The 18,859-nt window shown below is 66.7% G+C and carries 19 protein-coding genes; 14 read left to right on the top strand and 5 right to left on the bottom strand.

Annotated elements, in window-relative coordinates; genetic code table 11:
- Positions 1–25: 25 nt before the first annotated feature.
- The 5 genes from AC5LXX_RS26750 (at position 26) to AC5LXX_RS26730 (ending at position 3,600) form a co-directional block, all read left to right on the top strand.
- Positions 26–616, top strand: coding sequence for a phosphatase PAP2 family protein (locus tag AC5LXX_RS26750; RefSeq protein WP_493411651.1), 591 nt, complete (start codon positions 26–28; stop codon positions 614–616).
- 167 nt (positions 617–783) lie between these two features.
- Positions 784–1,029, top strand: coding sequence for a hypothetical protein (locus tag AC5LXX_RS26745; protein WP_493411650.1), 246 nt, complete (start codon positions 784–786; stop codon positions 1,027–1,029).
- A 14-nt stretch (positions 1,030–1,043) separates the two neighbouring features.
- A complete protein-coding gene (locus tag AC5LXX_RS26740; protein ID WP_493411649.1) occupies positions 1,044–1,832 on the top strand; it encodes an SDR family oxidoreductase in 789 nt (262 codons plus the stop codon).
- Positions 1,833–1,869: 37 nt separating this feature from the next.
- A complete protein-coding gene (locus tag AC5LXX_RS26735) occupies positions 1,870–2,886 on the top strand; it encodes an NADP-dependent oxidoreductase (RefSeq protein WP_322081663.1) in 1,017 nt (338 codons plus the stop codon).
- Between the two features lie 195 nt (positions 2,887–3,081).
- Entirely contained in the window at positions 3,082–3,600 is a 519-nt protein-coding gene (locus tag AC5LXX_RS26730) for a thioesterase (RefSeq protein ID WP_493411648.1), read from the top strand.
- A gap of 51 nt (positions 3,601–3,651) precedes the next feature.
- On the opposite strand, the gene AC5LXX_RS26725 is transcribed toward AC5LXX_RS26730, so the two are convergent.
- From AC5LXX_RS26725 to AC5LXX_RS26710, 4 genes are all read right to left on the bottom strand, one after another.
- Positions 3,652–4,704: an AI-2E family transporter gene (locus AC5LXX_RS26725; protein ID WP_493411647.1), complete on the bottom strand. Its 1,053-nt coding sequence runs from the start codon at positions 4,702–4,704 to the stop codon at positions 3,652–3,654.
- Between the two features lie 236 nt (positions 4,705–4,940).
- A complete protein-coding gene (locus AC5LXX_RS26720; RefSeq protein ID WP_124446388.1) occupies positions 4,941–5,525 on the bottom strand; it encodes a BPSL1445 family SYLF domain-containing lipoprotein in 585 nt (194 codons plus the stop codon).
- Between the two features lie 64 nt (positions 5,526–5,589).
- Positions 5,590–5,976 carry an ElaB/YgaM/YqjD family protein gene (locus AC5LXX_RS26715; protein ID WP_124447249.1) on the bottom strand — a complete coding sequence of 129 codons (387 nt, stop codon included), beginning with the start codon at positions 5,974–5,976 and terminating at the stop codon, positions 5,590–5,592.
- A 285-nt stretch (positions 5,977–6,261) separates the two neighbouring features.
- Positions 6,262–8,106 (bottom strand): ExeM/NucH family extracellular endonuclease, encoded by a 1,845-nt coding sequence (locus AC5LXX_RS26710; RefSeq protein ID WP_493411646.1) that lies wholly within the window; start codon positions 8,104–8,106, stop codon positions 6,262–6,264.
- Positions 8,107–8,313: 207 nt separating this feature from the next.
- On the opposite strand from AC5LXX_RS26710, the gene AC5LXX_RS26705 reads away from it, so the two are divergent.
- The 8 genes from AC5LXX_RS26705 to AC5LXX_RS26670 all read left to right on the top strand — a co-directional run bounded on the left by AC5LXX_RS26705 (position 8,314) and on the right by AC5LXX_RS26670 (position 15,336).
- Positions 8,314–8,667 carry a YciI family protein gene (locus AC5LXX_RS26705; protein WP_034185688.1) on the top strand — a complete coding sequence of 118 codons (354 nt, stop codon included), beginning with the start codon at positions 8,314–8,316 and terminating at the stop codon, positions 8,665–8,667.
- Positions 8,668–8,792: 125 nt separating this feature from the next.
- Positions 8,793–9,212, top strand: coding sequence for a YciI family protein (locus AC5LXX_RS26700; protein ID WP_493411645.1), 420 nt, complete (start codon positions 8,793–8,795; stop codon positions 9,210–9,212).
- Positions 9,213–9,250: 38 nt separating this feature from the next.
- Positions 9,251–9,667, top strand: a complete 417-nt coding sequence (locus AC5LXX_RS26695; RefSeq protein WP_493403642.1) for a VOC family protein — start codon at positions 9,251–9,253, stop codon at positions 9,665–9,667.
- Entirely contained in the window at positions 9,664–10,932 is a 1,269-nt protein-coding gene (locus tag AC5LXX_RS26690) for an RNA polymerase sigma factor (protein ID WP_493413421.1), read from the top strand. The genes AC5LXX_RS26695 and AC5LXX_RS26690 overlap by 4 nt, the downstream gene beginning before the upstream one ends.
- A 243-nt stretch (positions 10,933–11,175) precedes the next feature.
- Entirely contained in the window at positions 11,176–11,598 is a 423-nt protein-coding gene (locus tag AC5LXX_RS26685; protein WP_006497294.1) for a rubrerythrin family protein, read from the top strand.
- 123 nt (positions 11,599–11,721) lie between these two features.
- Positions 11,722–13,059 (top strand): heterodisulfide reductase-related iron-sulfur binding cluster, encoded by a 1,338-nt coding sequence (locus AC5LXX_RS26680; RefSeq protein WP_493411644.1) that lies wholly within the window; start codon positions 11,722–11,724, stop codon positions 13,057–13,059.
- Between the two features lie 30 nt (positions 13,060–13,089).
- A complete protein-coding gene (locus tag AC5LXX_RS26675) occupies positions 13,090–13,671 on the top strand; it encodes a DUF3501 family protein (RefSeq protein WP_493411643.1) in 582 nt (193 codons plus the stop codon).
- 723 nt (positions 13,672–14,394) lie between these two features.
- Entirely contained in the window at positions 14,395–15,336 is a 942-nt protein-coding gene (locus AC5LXX_RS26670) for a DUF6566 family protein (RefSeq protein ID WP_124447251.1), read from the top strand.
- A gap of 123 nt (positions 15,337–15,459) precedes the next feature.
- On the opposite strand, the gene AC5LXX_RS26665 is transcribed toward AC5LXX_RS26670, so the two are convergent.
- Complete coding sequence (locus tag AC5LXX_RS26665) at positions 15,460–16,986, bottom strand: mannose-1-phosphate guanylyltransferase/mannose-6-phosphate isomerase (RefSeq protein WP_493411642.1); 1,527 nt, start codon at positions 16,984–16,986, stop codon at positions 15,460–15,462.
- A gap of 428 nt (positions 16,987–17,414) precedes the next feature.
- Between AC5LXX_RS26665 and AC5LXX_RS26660 the strand changes: the two genes are divergently transcribed.
- Positions 17,415–18,788: an undecaprenyl-phosphate glucose phosphotransferase gene (locus AC5LXX_RS26660; protein ID WP_493411641.1), complete on the top strand. Its 1,374-nt coding sequence runs from the start codon at positions 17,415–17,417 to the stop codon at positions 18,786–18,788.
- Positions 18,789–18,859: the final 71 nt, after the last annotated feature.

Here is an 18,859-nt window from a genome sequence, read left to right as displayed (position 1 = left end):
TTTCCATCGTTGTCCGAAGTCCGTTATGTGGAGTGAAATCAGCAACCTCGGCGATGCCGCGCTGACCTTGCCGATCGCGCTGACGTGCGCGGCATGGCTGGCGTTGACCGACCGGCGCCTCGCCGTCCGCTGGGGCGTGCTGCTGGCCGCCGGCATGGGCCTCGTCGGCGCGACGAAGATCCTCTATGCCGGGTGCGGCATCGAGCTGCCGCAATTCGATTTCCGCGTGATCAGCGGCCATACGATGCTGTCGACGTCCGTGTGGACGGTCGCGCTGTCGATGCTGTGGCAGGCATTCCGGCCAGGCAAGGCGCCCGGCATCGCGGCCGGGCTGGCCGTCGGCGCGGTCACGGCCGTCGCGCGCGTGTTCGACCACTCGCACACCATGCCTGAAGTCGTCGTCGGCTGGATGCTCGGCGCGCTGGTCGCCCTGGTGTTCCTGCGCGGCTACGACGGCGCGCGACAGCGTGCGTTCTCGCCGCGGATCGCGGCGGTCTGCCTGCTGCTCGTGTCGGGCATCGCGTACGGGCACCGCGCACCGTTCCAGCAGATGATCGACACGCATTCGCCGCAGCTCTGCGCGTTCGTGCACGCGCCGTCGGGCGACGCATTCTGACGGTTGACCGTTTCCCGCCGGCGTGCGTCCGGCGGTTGCCTGATTTCCGGTCCTGAACGCGTCCCGCGTCGCGGAACGCCACGCTTTCCATTTCCCGAATCGACGAATCGGCCGATCCACCGGATCAGCCGCGCCCGCTCGTGCGTTCGTGCAGGCGCGGGAAGGTCATGAACGATGTTTATGACCGGGTATTACGAATATTCATTTCATCGATTGGTGGCATTCGCGTACGCTGGCTGACGTTCAACCGGGGCCTGCGGCCGGGACTGCGCGGCAGGCGTCACGGTCATCTCGATATACTCGGGGAAACCGTGCTGCGCGTCGTCACGACGACGCACGGGCAACCGGCCTGCGTTGGCCGGGGTACGCACGGAAAACCCGTCGCGGCAGCGTTCCGCGACGACGATTCATGACAGGAGCCAGTCACATGACAGCCGTTTCATCGCGCCTCGCAGGCAAGTGCGCATACATCACGGGCGCCGCGGGCGGCCTCGGTCGCGCGATTGCGCGCCGGATGGTCGAGCAGGGGGCGCGCGTGTTCCTGACCGACATCGCCGACGCGGCGGTGCTCGACGCCTTCGCACAGGAACTCAACGCCGGGCATGCCACGCCGGTCGCATTCGCCGCGACGCAGGACGTGCGCGACGAAGCGCGCTGGCAGGCGCTGCTCACGCAGGCGGTCGACGCGATGGGCGGGCTGTCGGTGCTCGTCAACAACGCGGGCGTCGGTTCGATCGGCTCGCCCGCGCAGATCGAGCTGGACGAGTGGCGGCGCGTGATGGCGATCAACGTCGAGAGCATCGTGCTCGGCTGCAAGCATGCGCTGTCGTATCTGGCTGAGAGCCATCCCGCGTCGATCATCAACATCTCGTCGGTCGCCGCGTTCAAGGTCGAGCCGGATTTCACCGCGTACAACGCGTCGAAGGCGGCGGTCGCGTCGCTGACGAAGTCGGTCGCGATCGACTGTGCGCGCCGCGAGATCGACGTGCGCTGCAATTCGATTCACCCCGCGTTCATCCGCACGGGGATCGTCGAGCCGCTGTTCCAGTCGCTCGGCGAACGCGACGCAACGCGCAAGCTCGCGCGCGGCATTCCGCTGCGCCGGCTCGGCGAGCCGGACGACGTCGCGCACGCGGCCGTGTATCTCGCATCCGACGAGAGCCGCTTCGTGACGGCCGCCGAACTCGTGATCGACGGCGGCATGTGCGTGGTCTGATACGCATCCCGAACCACCACGACCGGAGGAGAACATCGTGTCGACACCCGTGAACCGCCAACTGCTGCTGAAGACGCGCCCCGAAGGGCGCGTCGGCCGCGAACACTTTTCGCTCGTCGAGACGCCGGTGCCGGCGCTTGCGGACGGCGAGGTGCTCGTGCGCGTGCTGTATCTGTCGATGGACCCGACCAACCGCGTGTGGATGAGCGACGTGCCGCAGTACCTGCCGCCCGTCGCGATCGGCGAGGTGATGCGTGCGCTCGGCATCGGGCGCGTGGTTGCATCGCGTCATGCGGGTTTCGCGGAAGGCGATCTCGTGCAGGGGCTCGTCGGCTGGCAGGACTACGCGGTCGTGCCGGCCGACCAGGCCGCGCAGCTCGTGAAGCTGCCCGCGCAGTCGGGCCTGCCGCTGCCGACGCTGCTCGGCGCGTGCGGGATGAGCGGGTTGACCGCGTACTACGGGCTGACCGACATCGCGCCGGTGCAGCCGGGCGAGACGCTCGTCGTGTCGGCGGCGGCCGGGTCGGTCGGCTCGATCGCCGGGCAGATCGGCAAGATCCACGGCGCGCGCGTGGTCGGCATCGCGGGCGGTGCGGACAAGTGCCGCTACCTGACCGAGACGCTCGGCTTCGACGCGGCCGTCGACTACAAGGCCGACGATTTCCGGCAGCAACTGAAGGCGGCGACGCCGGACGGCGTGCACGTGAACTTCGAGAACGTCGGCGGCGAGGTGATGCGCGCGGTGCTGTCGCGGATGGTGATCGGCGGGCGCGTCGCGCTGTGCGGCGTGATCTCGAACTACAACAGCGGCCGCGCGGCCGACGACGTCGGCGTGCTGATCTCGAAACGGCTGACGATGCGCGGCTTCCTGATCCTCGACTACCGCAAGAGCCGCGAAGCCGTGCAGACGCTTTCCGGCTGGCTGCGCGACGGCCGGCTCAAGGCAGAGGAGACTGTTGCGGATGGTCTCGAGAATGCGCCCGACGTGCTCAATCGCCTGTTCGACGGCGACCATCGCGGCAAGCTCGTGCTGCGCGTCGATCCCGACGCGTGACGGGCGTGCGATGTGGGACGCACCGTGTCGCAAGGGCGTGTCGACCGCATTGAGTACGATCGACCGGGCCGCAGTTTAGGACTTGTCCCATATATTGTCGCGGCCGCTCTCCCTAAAGTGATTGCCAGCAGACAGGCGGCGTGACCGACGCGTCACGCCGCCTTTTTTTCTGGTCACGCGAAGGGGAGAGGAAACATGCGAAACGACGCGAAGCGGGCGGCATCGGCAACGGGCGCGGTGCACGATCGAACAGTGTGGAGTACGGGTGCCGTGCGGAGGATTGCGTTGGGGCTCGGTGTCGCGCTGGCCATGTCGAATGCGGCGGCAAACGGGCAGGCCCGGTCGGACGGCGTCGTGCATTTCACGGGCGCACTCGTCGATCTCTACGACGTGACGTTCGATGCGCCGTCCGGCGCCTTCGTCGAAGGGCCGGAGGTGGCACGCAGCGCGGTGGCGACACTGCGGTTCGATGCGCACGGCCGGCGCTTGGCCGGCGCCCATGTGACGCTGGCCGCGGCCGACGGCACGCCGCTCGAGCTGGATGCGGGTTCGGGCGTGCGCGCAACCTGGCGCGATGCACACGACGATCGGAGCGTGCCGCTGGTATCGGGCCGTGCGTATCGCGTCGGCCCGTATGGCGGCATGATGACGGTGGCGGCAGACGACGAAACGGGCGCCGTAGCGCCCGTCGTGATCCGCATCCGTCATCCGTGACGGACGGTTTCAGCAGGTGTGCAGATCACCGCACGCCGGCCCTGCGGCGCGTCATTCACCCTGTTCCGAGCGTGCGTAGATGTCCCAGCTCGCCATGAACAGCGCGGCGACGAGCGGCCCGATCACGAAGCCGTTGATGCCGAACAGCGCCATCCCGCCGAGCGTCGAGATCAGCACGACCCAGTCGGGCATCTTCGTGTCCTTGCCGACCAGGATCGGGCGCAGCAGGTTGTCGACGAGGCCGATCACGCCGACGCAGAACGCGACCAGGATCACGCATTTCCAGATCGCGCCGATCATCAGGAAGTAGAGCGCGGCCGGTACCCATACGAGGCTCGCGCCGATCGCGGGCAGCAGCGACAGGAACGCCATCAGCGAGCCCCACAGCACGACGCCCTCGATCCCGAGGATCCAGAAGATCAGGCCGCCGAGCGCACCCTGCACGAGTGCGACCGCGATGTTGCCCTTCACGGTCGCGCGCACGACCGTCGTGAATTTTGCGAGCAGCAGGTTCTTGTGCTCTTCGTCGAGCGGTATCGCGCGGCGCACGCGGCGGCCGATCTCGCCGCCGTCGCGCAGCAGGAAGAACACCATGTACAGCATCACGCCGAAGCTCACGACGAACTGGAACGTGTTCTGGCCGATGCTGAGCGCCTGGGTGGCCGCGAACTGGCTGATCTGCGCGGCGCCGTCGGTCAGCTTCTTCTGGATGCCCGGGATGTTGGTCAGCCCGTATTTCTGCAGCAGGTTCTGGATCGACGTCGGCAGCGCGTGAATGATGTCGTGGAAGTACTGCGAATAATTCGGCTGGGCGTCCTTCAGTTCCTGGTACACGTACGCGATTTCCTGCACGAGCGTTGCCGCGACGAACACGAGCGGCAGGATCACGATCAGGATGATCAGCGACATCGTCACGAGCGCGGCCAGGTTGCGCCGCTTGCCGAAGCGTGCGGCGAGCCAGCGCTGCACGGGCTGGAACAGGATCGCGAGAATGGTGCCCCAGAACACGGCGCCGGAGAACGGCGCGAGGATCCAGCAGAGCCCGACGGTGACCGCGGCCAGCAGGAAATAGAAGAATTTTTGGTGATCGTGTCCGCTTTCCATGGATGGCGTTCGCGCAGATTGTTGCTTCGTTTGATTGAATTGCGTTGCCCGGGGCGCGATCGGCTCGCGAACGTCACGGGTTCGCGGCGGAACGCGGCGTGGGGCGGCCCGAACGGGAGTATGCCCGCAAAGGCCCCGCCATCATAGCCGCTGCGTGTGGCCCATGCGAAAACGCCGCGGCGAAGGCCGCGGCGCTGCCGGGAAGCATAAGCGGCGCGAGGCCGCGTGCCGCATCGTCAGATATTGAGCTTCGTGACCTTCGTGCCGTTCACCGACAGGTCGCCCATCAGGCCGGCGTTGGTCAGGACCAGCACCTCGACCGGTGCGGTGGCCGTGGTGGTGTCGACCGCGCCGTTCGCGCCGACCTTCACGACCGCGACCGATGCGTCGGCGCCGGCGGCCCAGCCTTCGGACTTGCGGAACGAGTCGAGCGCATCCTGCGTCATGAACAGGAACACGATCGCCTTCGACTGCGCGCCGGCCTGCAGGCCGACCGACAGCGACGACGTGTTGTAGTAGCCGACGGTGCTGCCGCCGACGCGCAGTGCGCCGTTGCCGGACTGGCCGCCGACGATGAAGCCGGCCTGCAGCACGTTCGGGAACACGAGCGTGCCGCGCGATTTCGCGACGAGTTCACGCGAGCCGGGCACCGTCGAATAGAGGCGCGACAGCGTGGCGTTCACGCTGGCGTCGATTGATTGCCGCTTCGACGCACTGGCCGACGCGTTATCCGGCTTGTCGGGTGTGGTCGTGCAGCCGGCCAGCGCGAGGCTGCCGAGCATCACGGCGGCGGCGGCTTTCATGGCGAGGGATTTCTGCATGGCGGTTCTCCTTCGTTGTCTGATTGAAGATGGGCGGTGCGGGCAGCGGGGCGGCTGGCCGCGGTCAACGGCGGGAAAGGAGCAGGCCCGCAACGAACGCGAGACCGGCCACGACACCGGCGGTTTGCCACGGGTTGTCGTGCACGGCCTGCGACACGCGTTCGGCCGAATCGCGCAGCCGGGCGGCTGCGCTGCCCGACGCGTAGTCGAGCGCGCTGCGTGCTTCATCGAGCCTGGATTGCACGCGCTTGCGCAGTGCGGCGATATCGCCGTCGCCATCGTTTTTCAGCAGGTCTTCCAGTTCGTCGACCAGCCCGCGCAGATCGTCGGTCACGTCGGCATGCAGGTCGCGGGCGGCCGAGCGCGTCGTGCGTCCCACGCGCCGGCCGGTGCGACGGATGTCGGCCAGGCCGCGGTCCAGCTTGTGTTCGATCGAGTCGGTGAGCGCCATGATGTTTATCCTCCTTCGATTCAAGGCCAGTTTGAAGATAAGACGAATCCCAGCAACCAATGTGATTCGCCTGATCCAATTGAGTTTCGAGACAATTTTTCAATTCGTCGGCAGGATCGCCGGGAAGCCCCGCCGTGCGGGGCCGCGCGACGATTGAAAAAAATTCTCAATTGGGCGAAACGTGTGCAACAGACAGCGATACGAAGTGAATGTCCGGTAAATATGGCGTCGCCCGGGGTGCCAGGTAAATAGTGCCATTGCAGGCGACAGGCTGATGCAAATGCACTAATCGACGGCGTACTTGCGAGCAGGGTTTGTGCCTGCGGCCGGCATTCGGGAACGGTGCCCCAGTGCGAGGTCGACGACGACGGGATCGTGGTCCGACGAGCGATACGCGTCGGGTGCGTAATAGGACGACCGGTGCGCGGCCGTTTTGTAATCGGGCACCGGTTGCAGTGCAAACGGTTCGTCGGCGTTGATGTGCCAGACGTGCACGGCCTTGACGCGCGCGGCGAGTGCCGGCGTCGCGAGCGCATGATCAAGGCTGCCGGCCTCACCGCGAAATACATAGCTGTACGCAGCGTCGCCGGCGAAGCGGGGCACCAGGTTCGCATAGCCGCGCGCCTCCAGCGCGCGAACGGGATCTTCCTTCGCATAGCTGTTCAGGTCGCCGATCAGCAGCACGCCGTCGGCCGCGGCACCCGTCGGCGACGTGGCGAGCCAGTCGGCGATGCGCACGGCCGCCCGCGTGCGCGCGGCATTCCAGCAGCCCTGGCCGTCCGACTGGTCGCGATCGGCGCCGCTCGCATGCGGGCAGTTCTTCGACTTCAGGTGATTGACCGCGACCGTGAACGCCCGTGTGCCGCCGATGCGCCGGAATGTCCGTGCGAGCGGCGGCCGGTGCCGGCCGCCCAGCGTGACAGTGGCGGCACGCCCGGCCGGCTCGACCGTGCGGCTGTCATACAGCAGCGCAACCGCGATCGCATCGCGGCCGAGCCGCGCGGTACCGGGATCGACCGCGCGCCAGCCGTCGCCGAGTTGCGTGGCGAGACGCCGGATGGCGCTCGTGTCGCCGTAGCCGTTGTTCGCGATTTCCATCAGCCCGATTACGTCGGCATTCAGCGCGCGCAACGCCGCGACGATCTTCGCTTCCTGCCGCGCGAACGCGGCAGGCGTTTTTGCGCCGCGATCGGCCGCGGCACCGAATCCGCCGCCGTGGCCGTCGCCGTTGAAATAGTTGAATACGTTGAACGACACGATGCGCACGTCGGCATCGGGATGCCGGGCCGGTGCATCGGGACGCGGGTTCGCCGTGGCGTCGAATGCCGGCGCGGCGCCGGCCGGTTGCAGCCGCCACGCGCCGTAGCGCAGTTCGAGCACGCCTTCGACGCCGCGTACTGTGTAGCCCGCGCGAAGCGTGTTGGCGGCGCTCAGTGCGGGCGGCGGATAGCAGACGGCCGCGCGATCGCGGCGGTTCGAGCCATCGTCGAGCACGATGCGGTTGCGCGCGTTGGCCGCCGCGAGCGCAGCGGCTTCGGCGGGCGGCGCGACCTGGGTCGGGATGCGCAGCCGGCCGTTGCTGAGCACGACGCTGCCGTAGCGGCCGAGTTCGTGCGTATCGCTGACCGTCAGCGTTTGCGGCAGGCGCACCAGCATGCCTTCGTGCGCGGCCAGCACGGCCGGCGTGGCGACCGGCAGCGTGAGCGTGGCGGGCGTGACCGCCTGCCCGCGCGCACAGACCGCGATGCCGCCCGTCAGCGTGAACTGCGTGCGGCCGTATCGATCGTCGATCCGGCCGATGAGATGCACGAGATCGCCTGCATTCGCACGCGCGTTCGGCGCGTACACGAACAGGCCTTCCGGGACGCCCGGCTTGTGCGTGCGCTGCGCATCGGCCTGCTGGACGAAGAAGCCGCCGAGGCCGTCGGGCCCGCCGAACGTCGCGGTGACGACGGCCTCGATCGACGTCGTGTGCCCGGCCACCGGCGACGGGCCGTCGCCGCGGCGGAGGTCGGCGATCGCCGAGGTCGCGCCGCCGCAGCCCGCGCTGACCGGCAGCGCGGCGATGGCCGGGCGGGCGGAGAGGGCGAGCGACAGCGCAATGGCAGGCAGTGGCAGCAGGCGTGACATGGGACGGTCCACAGGAAGAAAATCCAACGGTTCGGCCCTACATCCTGAAGGCAAAATGTCAGGAAGCGGCCGAATTGGCCGTCAGGCCAGTGCCGGTCGGCCAACGATGCCGGCAGGCCGCATCGCGGCTGTTACGCTTTCGCATCGGGCGTCGCTTGCCGATCGCGCACCGAACATTGCCGCGCCCCGTTCCCACAGGAGATGCCCATGTCTTACATGCTGTTGATTGTCGAGCCGACCGAGCAGCGTGCCGAGCGCACGCTCGACGAAGGTCAGGCGCTGTACGCGCGGATGGTCGATTTCGCCGAGACGCTGAAGGCGCGCGGCGTGCTGCGCGGCGTCGAGTCGCTGGAGCGTTCCGAGCGCGGCACGCGCGTGCAGGTGCGCGACGGCGAGACGCGCCTGCTCGACGGCCCGTTCGCGGAGGCGAAGGAAATGGTCGGCGGCTTCTTCCTCGTCGACGTCGACACGCGCGAAGAGGCGATCGAGATCGCACGCCAGTGTCCGGCCGCGCAATGGTGCACGGTCGAGGTCCGCGCGGTCGGTCCGTGCTTCCTGTGACGGCTGCGACTCGGTATTTACCCTGATCTGTCGCGGCGCGTGTCGATTCGGCCGTCTTTCGTCCGTCGTCCGGATAAGGCCCCGATGAACGGGCGCCTCCTTCCATCGACGACAAGGAGTAAACGATGCGATTCATGATCATGATCCGGGCGAACGCCGTCAGCGAATCCGACGCGTTGCCGGACAACCGGCTGGTCGAAGCCATGACCGTCTATCACGAGGAGCTGGCCAAGGCCGGCGTGCTGCTCGACGCGAACGGGTTGCGGCCGAGCGCGCGCGGCTGGCGCGTGCGCTACACGGGCGGCAAGGGCACCGTGATCGACGGCCCGTTCGCCGAAACGAAGGAGCTGATCGCCGGCTATACGCTGATCCAGGTGCGTTCGCGCGACGAGGCGCTCGAGTGGACGCGCCGGTTTCCCGCGCCGTTCGGTGCCGAGATGGATTGCGAGATCGAGGTGCGGCCGCTGTTCGAGCTCGACGACCTCACGCCGAGCGATGCGGTCGAGCGGTTCCGCGATCTCCACGTCGGCCGCACCGGCGCCTGAACGTCCACCTGAGTCCAACCTCACCGGGAGCACCCGTCATGCACAAGATGGTCTTCATCAACCTGCCCGTGGCCGACCTGCCGCGCTCGAAGGCGTTCTACCAGGCGCTCGGCTTCGAAGTCGTGCCCGAATACACCAACGACATGGCCGCCTGCATCAAGATCAGCGACGCGATCTTCGCGATGCTGCTCGTGCGGCCGTTTTTCCAGACCTTTACCGGCAAGACGATCATCGATCCTGCAACGCAGGTCCAGGTGCTGTCGTGCCTGTCGTGCGAAAGCCGCGCCGAGGTCGACGCGATCGTCGCGAAGGCGCTCGCGGCCGGTGGCTCCGCGCCGCAGGCGCCGCGCGAGTACCCGAACATGTACGGCCACGGGTTCGACGATCCGGACGGCCACGCATGGGAGCTGATGGCCATGCCGCTGGACGCGCCGGCCGCGGGGCAGGCGTCGTGACGCTCGAGGCGACGCATCGTGCGATCGAAGCGGTCTGGCGAATCGAGGCGCCGAAGATCATCGCGCGCGCCGCGCGCGTGGTGCGCGACGTCGGCGTGGCCGAGGAGCTGGCGCAGGACACGCTCGTCGCGGCGCTCGAGCACTGGCCCGTCGACGGCGTGCCCGACAACCCGGCCGCCTGGCTGATGACGGCCGTGAAGCGTCGCGCGCTCGACCGCGTCCGGCAGGAGTCGCTGCATGCGGCGAAGCGCGACCAGCTCGGGCACGAGATGGACGCGCTCGAGGCGCACGTCGTCCCCGACATCGCGGAGGCGCTCGCCGACGCGAGCGACGACGACATCGGCGACGATCTGCTGCGGCTGATCTTCACGTCGTGCCACCCGGTGCTGTCGACCGATGCACGTGTCGCGCTGACGCTGCGGCTGCTCGGCGGGCTGACGACGGGCGAGATCGCACGCGCGTTCCTGACGCCCGAGCCGACGATCGCGCAGCGGATCGTGCGCGCGAAGCGCACGCTCTCGGCCGCGCACGTGCCGTTCGAGGTGCCGGCCGCCGATGCGCGGCCCGCGCGGCTCGCGTCGGTGCTCGAAGTGATCTACCTCGTGTTCAACGAAGGCCATGCGGCGACCGCCGGCGACGACTGGACGCGTCCGGCGCTGTGCGACGAAGCGCTGCGGCTCGGCCGCGTGCTGGCCGGGCTCGCGCCGGACGAAAGCGAAGTGTTCGGGCTCGTCGCGCTGATGGAACTGCAGGCGTCGCGCATGCATGCGCGCACCGATGCACAGGGCCGGCCCGTGCTGCTGCTCGACCAGGACCGCAGCCGCTGGGATCCGCTGCTGATCCGGCGCGGCCTCGCGGCGCTGGAGCGGGCGACGAAGCTCGGCGGCGTGCGCGGGCGGTATGCGCTGCAGGCTGCGCTGGCCGCCTGTCATGCACGTGCGCGGCACGCGTCGGATACCGACTGGGCGCAGATCGTCGCGCTGTACGACGCGCTCGCCGAGGTCGCGCCATCGCCCGTCGTCGAGCTGAATCGTGCGGTGGCGGTGGGGATGGCGTTCGGGCCGGCCGCGGCGCTCGAGCTCGTCGACGCGCTGCGCGACGATCCTGCGCTGGCACGCTATCACTGGCTGCCGAGCGTGCGCGGCGACCTGCTGGCGAAGCTCGGCCGCGCCGACGAGGCCAAGCTCGAGTTCCGCCGCGCGGCGGAACTGACGCGCAACGAACGCGAACGCGAATTGCTGCTCAAGCGTGCGACGGATGCATGACGCATGACCCATGACGCACGAGAGTGCGTCCAGCTTGCCGTCCCAACACCACCCGCGTCTCGCCTGGCACTGCCTGACACCGCCCGACGCTATCACGCGCATTGAAAAAGCCTATTGGGGGATGCGAACGCGAGCGCCTAGATTGAAGAGCACGATGCGTGCGCCGCGGCACACGCATCGTTCCCCACATACATCATCGGCCCGGCTTCGCACGCGGCCGCGCCGACTCGAACGGAGGCGCAAATGGCTCAACTCAAGGGCAGCAAGACCGAAGAGAACCTGAAGGCCGCATTCGCAGGCGAATCGCAGGCGAACCGGCGCTATCTGTATTTCGCTTCGAAGGCCGACGTCGAAGGGCAGAACGACGTCGCCGCGCTGTTCCGCTCGACCGCCGAAGGCGAAACCGGCCATGCGCACGGCCATCTCGAATACCTGGAAGCCGTCGGCGATCCGGCCACGGGCTTGCCGTTCGGTTCGTCGCGGCTGAATCTCGAATCGGCGATCGCCGGCGAGACGCACGAATACACCGACATGTATCCGGGCATGGCGAAGACGGCCCGCGACGAAGGCTTCGACGAAATCGCGAACTGGTTCGAAACGCTCGCGAAGGCCGAACGCAGCCACGCAAACCGCTATACGAAGGCGCTGGACAGTCTCGTCGACTGACGGGCCGCCGCGGGCCGCACGGCATCGCCGTGCGACCGGCATGCGGCCGGCTGTTCGTTCACCGCTGCCCGCAGTGCGCGGGCGGCGCGCTCGCGCGCATGCGCGCCACGCTGGAGCGCCCCCATGCCCCACAAGGAAGGCAGTCTCGAAGCCCCGACCCGGCATCCGCTCGACTGGCAGTCCGATGCGTTCTACGACCAGGCCGCGATCGATGCGGAAATGACGCGCGTGTTCGACATCTGCGCGGGCTGCCGGCGCTGCGTGTCGCTGTGCGGCGCGTTCCCGGCGCTGTTCGACCTGGTCGACGACACGCCGATGGGCGACATCGAGGAAGTACCGAAGGAAGCGTTCGGCAAGGTCGTCGACCAGTGCTATCTGTGCGACCTCTGCTACATGACGAAATGCCCGTACGTGCCGCCGCACGCATGGAACGTCGACTTCCCGCACCTGATGTTGCGCGGCAAGGCCGCACGCTACCGGCGCGGCGAAGTGGCGTTGCGCGACAAGGTGCTGTCGAATACCGATGCGCTCGGTCATTTCGCGGGCATTCCGATCGTCACGCAGGCAGTCAACGCGGTGAATCGCACGCCGCCCGCCCGCCACGCGCTCGAAGCGGCGCTCGGCGTCGATCGCAACGCATGGCTGCCGGCGTTCGCGCCGCGCAAGTTCCGGCGCGCCGCGAAGCGCTCGGACAACCCGCCCGTGCGCGATGGCGAACGCACGCCCGGCAAGGTCGCGATCTACGCGACGTGCTACGTGAATTTCAACGAACCCGGCATCGGCCACGACCTGCTCGCGATCCTCGCGCACAACGACATCCCGTACGAGCTCGTCACGCGCGAAGCCTGTTGCGGGATGCCGCTGCTTGAGCAGGGCAACCTCGCCGGCGTTGCCGCGAAGAAGGCCGTGAACATGCCGGTGCTCGAACGCTACGCGCGCGAAGGCTATGCGCTGATCGGCGCGATTCCGAGCTGCGTGCTGATGTACAAGAGCGAGCTGCCGCTGATGTTCCCCGGCGACGAGGCGGTGCGCGCGGTGGCCGACGCATTCTGGGATCCGTTCGAATACGTGATCGCGCGGCATCGCGACGGGCTGCTGAAGACCGATTTCAAGACCGGCCTCGGTACCGTGTCGTATCACGTGCCGTGCCATGCGCGCGTGCAGAACATCGGCCGCAAGACGGCCGACGCGTTGTCGCTCGTGCCCGATACGCGCGTGAACGTCGTCGAGCGTTGCTCGGGCCATGCGGGCACGTTCGGCGTGAAGAAGGAATTCCATGCGGACGCGATGCGGATCGGCGCGCCCGTGTTCAAGGCGATGGCCGAGCCGCAACCGGATGTCGTGTCGTCCGACTGCGCGCTGGCCGGCCATCACATCGTGCAGGGCATCGACGAGAAGGGGCTGCCGTCCGCGCCGCTCGCGCATCCGCTCACGCTGCTGCGCCGCGCGTACGGGATCTGATTCGAGGCCTGCCATCCACGAGGACTGCTCATGACGCTGACCCGCGACTCCCTGCTGACGCTCGAGGCGTACGCCAAGATCCGCCGGGCCGAACACGCGCGGCTCGTCGCGTACAAGCGCCGCCGCGCGGTGGCGCTCGGCAATCACCTGCGCTTCCTGTTCGAGGACGAGACGACGATCCGCTATCAGATCCAGGAGATGCTGCACATCGAGAAGATTTTCGACGAGGCAGGCATCGAAGGCGAACTGGAAGCGTATCTGCCGTTGATACCCGACGGCACCAACCTGAAGGCGACGATGCAGATCGAATACGAGCACGAGGCCGAGCGGCGTGCGGCGCTCGCGCGGCTGATCGGTGTCGAGGATCGCGTGTACGTGCAGGTCGACGGGCATGCGAGCGTCTATGCGATCGCCGACGAGGATCTCGAGCGCGACACCGCCGAGAAAACGTCGGCCGTGCACTTCGTGCGCTTCGAACTCGACGCGCCGATGCGCACGGCGCTCAAGGGCGGGGCGGCGCTGTCGATCGGCTGCGATCACCCGGCCTACGCGATGCCGCCGCAGCGCGTGGACGCGGACGTGGCCGCATCGCTGGCCGGCGATCTGCGCTGACGTGACTGCCGCGCGTCCCGGGCGCCGGTTTCAGCCGTCCCGTTCCGACCCGAAACAGGTCTCCGCTCGCCGGGCGGCATGGCCGCACGCGTGTCGCCGCGAAAATGTAACAGGCGTCACGAGGTTGCATGCGGGGACATACCGTGCATCGCGCGTCATCGCGCTTTCATCACTCGCAGAGAAACAATAAAAAGATTGTGCACGGAGATAATCACGATGAACGGAAATTGAATGATTTACCGATTCGTGAATATCTTGTTACGAATTTTCCCGTGATTTACCGATTTTCGGCAGCAATTCTTGCGATTGTTGCCGACAAGGGCCGGATCAGCCTGTAACAGCTTATTTCAGGGCATTCTTCATACCCTGCAGAGCCCCGCCAGACGGGCCTTTGCAGCGACGGGCATAAAGATCTCGCAAAAAAATTCAAGCGTAAATAGATTGCGCATCAATGGCTGGATGTTTCAGTGCGTAACATTAAGTCATTGTCATATTGAGATAAACCCTGAGGATGGTATGCTTCGTGCACAAAAATTCCCACATTGGAGTGAGACCGTGACTTGTGCGCCATTGCCGGGAATTGCGGCACCGTGAAAGTGCGGTGTCGCCCGGTATGCACAACACCGGATAACCATAATGTGCAACCTGGCCGCCGGGCGACGCGATTGTGTCGCGAAGGCGCCGCCAATCGCAGCCCGGCCTGGCTGCGTGGAGAGATCTACTATGTTCTTCGATGAGCTTAACGATGAAGAGTGGGTTCGTCTTTCAACGCTGATCGCCGATGAACCCATCCGGCTGAATCGTCGTGGGCGTCCACGCGCCGAACCGCGCGTCGTCGCGAATGCGGTGCTGTGGATCCTGACGACCGGTGAAGCCTGGTCCAAGCTGCCCGGCCGCTATCCGTCCGGGCCGACGTGCCGTCGCCGCTATGAAGAGTGGCTGGCGAACGGCACGCTGCTGAAGATGATCGACGTACTGACCCAGTTCAGCGGGCGCACGTTCGCGTATATTCCGCCGCCGCCGGAGGCGGCAGTGCCTGCGCGTCGCGCGGAGCCCGTGCCCGACAACGATCGCTTGCGCGGCGTGTTCTGGCAAAACCCCGAGTCGTGGCAATTGCCGGTTGCGCAGGCAAACGTTTGGGAGGGCGAAGGTGCGTCGATCAGCGCGATGCAGGTCGATGCGGTGATCGACCGGTCCGACGCGTCGTTCGTGGTGCCCGGGGCGCCGGCGGCCGAGCTGCGCCATGCGCGCGCATCGGCGACGAGCTTCGCCGCGGCCGAACCGCAAGTCGACGAGTATCGCGGCTATACGATCAGCGGCATCGCGCAGCCCGTGCAGAACCTGATGTATCGGGCGTGGGCCGAGATCTCGCAGGGCGACCGGCGCGTGGAGCGCTCGGGCCTCATCGGCCCGCGCTTCACCGATGCCGAGGAAGCCGAGCAGTTCGCGCTCGACTGGGCGCGCCAGTGGATCGATCGCCATGGCGCGAGCGACGAGCCGGCGCGCGAGCCGCAAAGCGAGGTGCTGGTCGGCCTGTCCGCGCTGGCGCGTGCGGAGTCGGACATCAAGCGTTTCATCGCCGAGCGTCACGCGGGCGCGATGTCCGAAAGCCGCAACGATCCCGTGCAGTCGGAACGCCGCGAGTACGCGTATCGCGTCGGTTGATCGCGGTGTCAATGCAATGCGCGGGCCGTCGTGTGCCACGACGCCCGCGCAGTTGCCCAGTCTCTCCATGGCCGCGTTGCCGGGAGCGCTGCCACGACGGCAGCGCTCCCGGCGTTTGATGCATCACTGGCGGCCGTAGGTATCGTCGAAGCGGACGATGTCGTCCTCGCCGAGATATGCGCCCGATTGCACTTCGATCAGTTCGAGCGGCATCTTGCCCGGATTCTCCAGGCGATGCGAGACGCCGAGCGGGATGTACGTCGATTCGTTTTCGGACAGCAGGAACGTTTCGTCGCCGCGCGTGATGCGCGCGGTGCCGCGCACGACGATCCAGTGCTCGGCGCGGTGGTGGTGCATCTGCAGCGACAGTTGCGCGCCCGGCTTCACGACGATGCGTTTCACCTGGAAGCGCTCGCCCATGTCGACCGAGTCGTAGTGGCCCCACGGGCGGTGCACCTTGCGGTGATCGGTGGCTTCCGCGCCGCGTTGCGCCTTGATGCGTCCGACGATCTTCTTCACGTCCTGCACGCGCGATTTGTCCGCGACGAGCACGGCGTCGGGCGTTTCGACGACGACGAGGTTCCGCGTGCCGACGCAGGCGACGAGCCGGCTTTCCGAATGCGCGAAAGTCGATTCGGCGTCTTCGAACAGCACGTGGCCGCGGCCGACGTTCTCCGCATCGTCCTTCGGCGAGATCTGCCAGATCGCGTCCCACGAACCGACGTCCGACCAGCCGGCGTCGAGCGGCACGACGACGCTCTCGCACAATTGCGGCAGGCTCGCGAGCGGCTCCATCACCGCATAGTCGATCGAGTTCGACGGCGAAGCAGCGAATGCGTCGCGATCGACGCGGAAGAAATCGCCGTCGTCCCTGCCTTGTGCGACCGCCTGTTCGCACGCGGCGTAGATCGCCGGTTCGAGCTGGCGGATCGCCTTCAGCCAGACCGAGGCGCGCACGATGAAGATCCCGCTGTTCCACCAGTATTCGCCCGACGCGACGTACTGCTGAGCGAGTTCGAGGTGCGGCTTCTCGACGAAACGGTCGAGGCGGCGCACGTCGAGGCTGCCCGTCGCGGCGTCGCCGAGCGGCGCGCCGACGCGGATGTAGCCGTAGCCGGTTTCCGCGTGCTTCGGCACGATGCCCATCGTCGCGATCTTGCCTTGCGCGGCGCAGTGCACGCCGGCCGCGACGGCTGCGTGAAAGCGCGGCAGGTCGGCGACCGCATGGTCGGCCGGCATCACGGTCATCACCGCATCGTTGCCGTCGGCGACGAGCCGCAGCGCGGCGAGCGTCAGCGCGGGCGCGGTGTCGCGGCCGAGCGGCTCGAGCATGATCGTCGCGTTCTTGGCCGTCAGGCGCAGCTGTTCGGCGGTCGTGAAGCGATGATCCTCGCCGCACACGATCAGCACGTCGTCGTTCAGCGGATGGACGGCCTCGAGGCCGTCGAGGCGCAGTGCGGTCGACTGCAGCAGCGAATGATCGCCGAGCAGGCCAATGAGCTGTTTCGGAAAACGTTCGCGCGACATCGGCCACAGGCGTGTGCCGGAGCCGCCGGCAAGAATCACCGGTTGCACCGCGAGGCGCGTGCCGGTGACGGGGGCGGCGGAAGAAGAATGGCGCGTTTCGGCTGCCACGGCCGGAGCATTCATGATGACACTCTCCACGGTTGATGTCAGTGCCTGTCGTTGTAGCATGAAGTAAATCGACAATAAAACCGGGCCCACTGCCCGATATTCATCGGCCATTCATCAGGAAAAATTTTCCGCGGTAGCATCGGATGCAAATAAAAAAATAAAAAATAATTCCGGGCATTGATGCCAATAGCTTGTCCACAAAGGGTTGGCGGCGACCGCAAAGTTTCCGAAAACTGCTCGATTTCCGATCGATTCGGGAAAACGTGCCGAATTAATTCAAAAAGATCGCGGCAAGTATTTCCGATTATTTTTCGAAATACTTGTGCGCTTGAGGGGGAATTTTCTTGTCGCTTCAATAGCGTCATGCAACGTTTGAATCGAGTGTGCGGCATGGGTCGCACGAGGAGCTGTTCGGCAAACGCCTGTTCAAAGAGGAAGCAGACATGTTGAGCGTGCTGGCGAGAGTCATCGATATCGCGATGGTCGTAGCGGGGGCGCTGATCGCCGCCGCGCTGCACGGCGGCAGCATCTGGCTCAACGACCTGCAGCGCACGATGATGCTGTTCGATTGCCTGCTCGTCGTCGTGTGCTTTCCCGCGTTCGGCATCTACCAGTCCTGGCGCGGCAAGCGTCTCGTCGGGCTGGTGGGGCGGGTCGTGTTCGCGTGGCTCCTGGTCGAGCTCGCGGGCATCCTGCTGAGCTTCAGCTTTCACCAGTCGGGTGACCTGTCGCGGCTGTGGCTGGGTTACTGGGCGCTCGTGACGATGGCGCTGCTCGCCGGCTCGAAGACCTGCGTGCACGTCGTGCTGCGGCAGCTGCGCCGCGGCGGCTACAACCTGAAGGCGGTCGCGATCGTCGGCGGTACGCCGGCGGCGCGGCGGCTGATCGCGCAGATGCGGGCGCGGCCGGAAGCCGGTTTCAACCCGGTGTGCGTGTACGACGAAAGCGAAGCGCCGGGCGAAGTGGCGCTCGACGACGTGCGCATCGAGCGGCAGTTCGAATCGCTGGTGTGGCTGGTGCGCAGCCGCGCGATCAGCGAGCTGTGGCTCACGCTGCCGATCACCGAGGAGCGCCGGATTCACCACATCGTGACGGTGTTCCGCCACGACTTCGTGAACATCCGCTTCATCCCGGACGTGCGCACGCTGTCGTTCTTCAACCAGGAAGTGGTCGAGGTGCTCGGCGTGCCGGCGATCAACCTCGCGGCGTCGCCGATCACCGACGTGCGGATCCTGCCGAAGTTCGTGTTCGACCGGCTGTTCGCGCTGGCGGCGCTCACGGCGCTTGCGCCGGTGATGGTGCTGATCGCGGGCCTGATCAAGCTGACGTCGCGCGGGCCGGTGTTCTTTCGCCAGAAGCGCAAGGGCATCGACGGGCACGAGTTCGAGATCTACAAGTTTCGCTCGATGAAGGTGCACCAGGAAGTGGCCGGGCAGGTCACGCAGGCGACCAAGAACGACACGCGCGTGACGCCGGTCGGCCGGTTCCTGCGCCGCACGAGCCTCGATGAACTGCCGCAGTTCATCAACGTGCTGAAGGGCGAGATGTCGGTCGTCGGCCCGCGTCCGCATGCGCTCGCGCACGACGACATCTACAAGGATCTGGTCAAGGGCTACATGTTCCGCTACCGGATCAAGCCGGGCATCACCGGATGGGCGCAGATCAACGGCTATCGCGGCGAGACCGACCAGATCGAGAAGATGATGGGACGCGTGAAGCTCGATCTGTACTACATGCAGAACTGGTCGTTCTGGCTCGACATCAAGATCGTCGTGCTGACGCTCTGGAAAGGCTTCACCGGCAGCAACGCGTACTGATACCGACGCCCGGCGCCACCACGCAGGCATGCCGGTTTTACGAATTTCGAATCATTGGTCACGAGGTCCGA

The organism is Burkholderia torrens (assembly GCF_984668525.1).
This window is presented reverse-complemented; position numbering and strand designations above follow the sequence as displayed.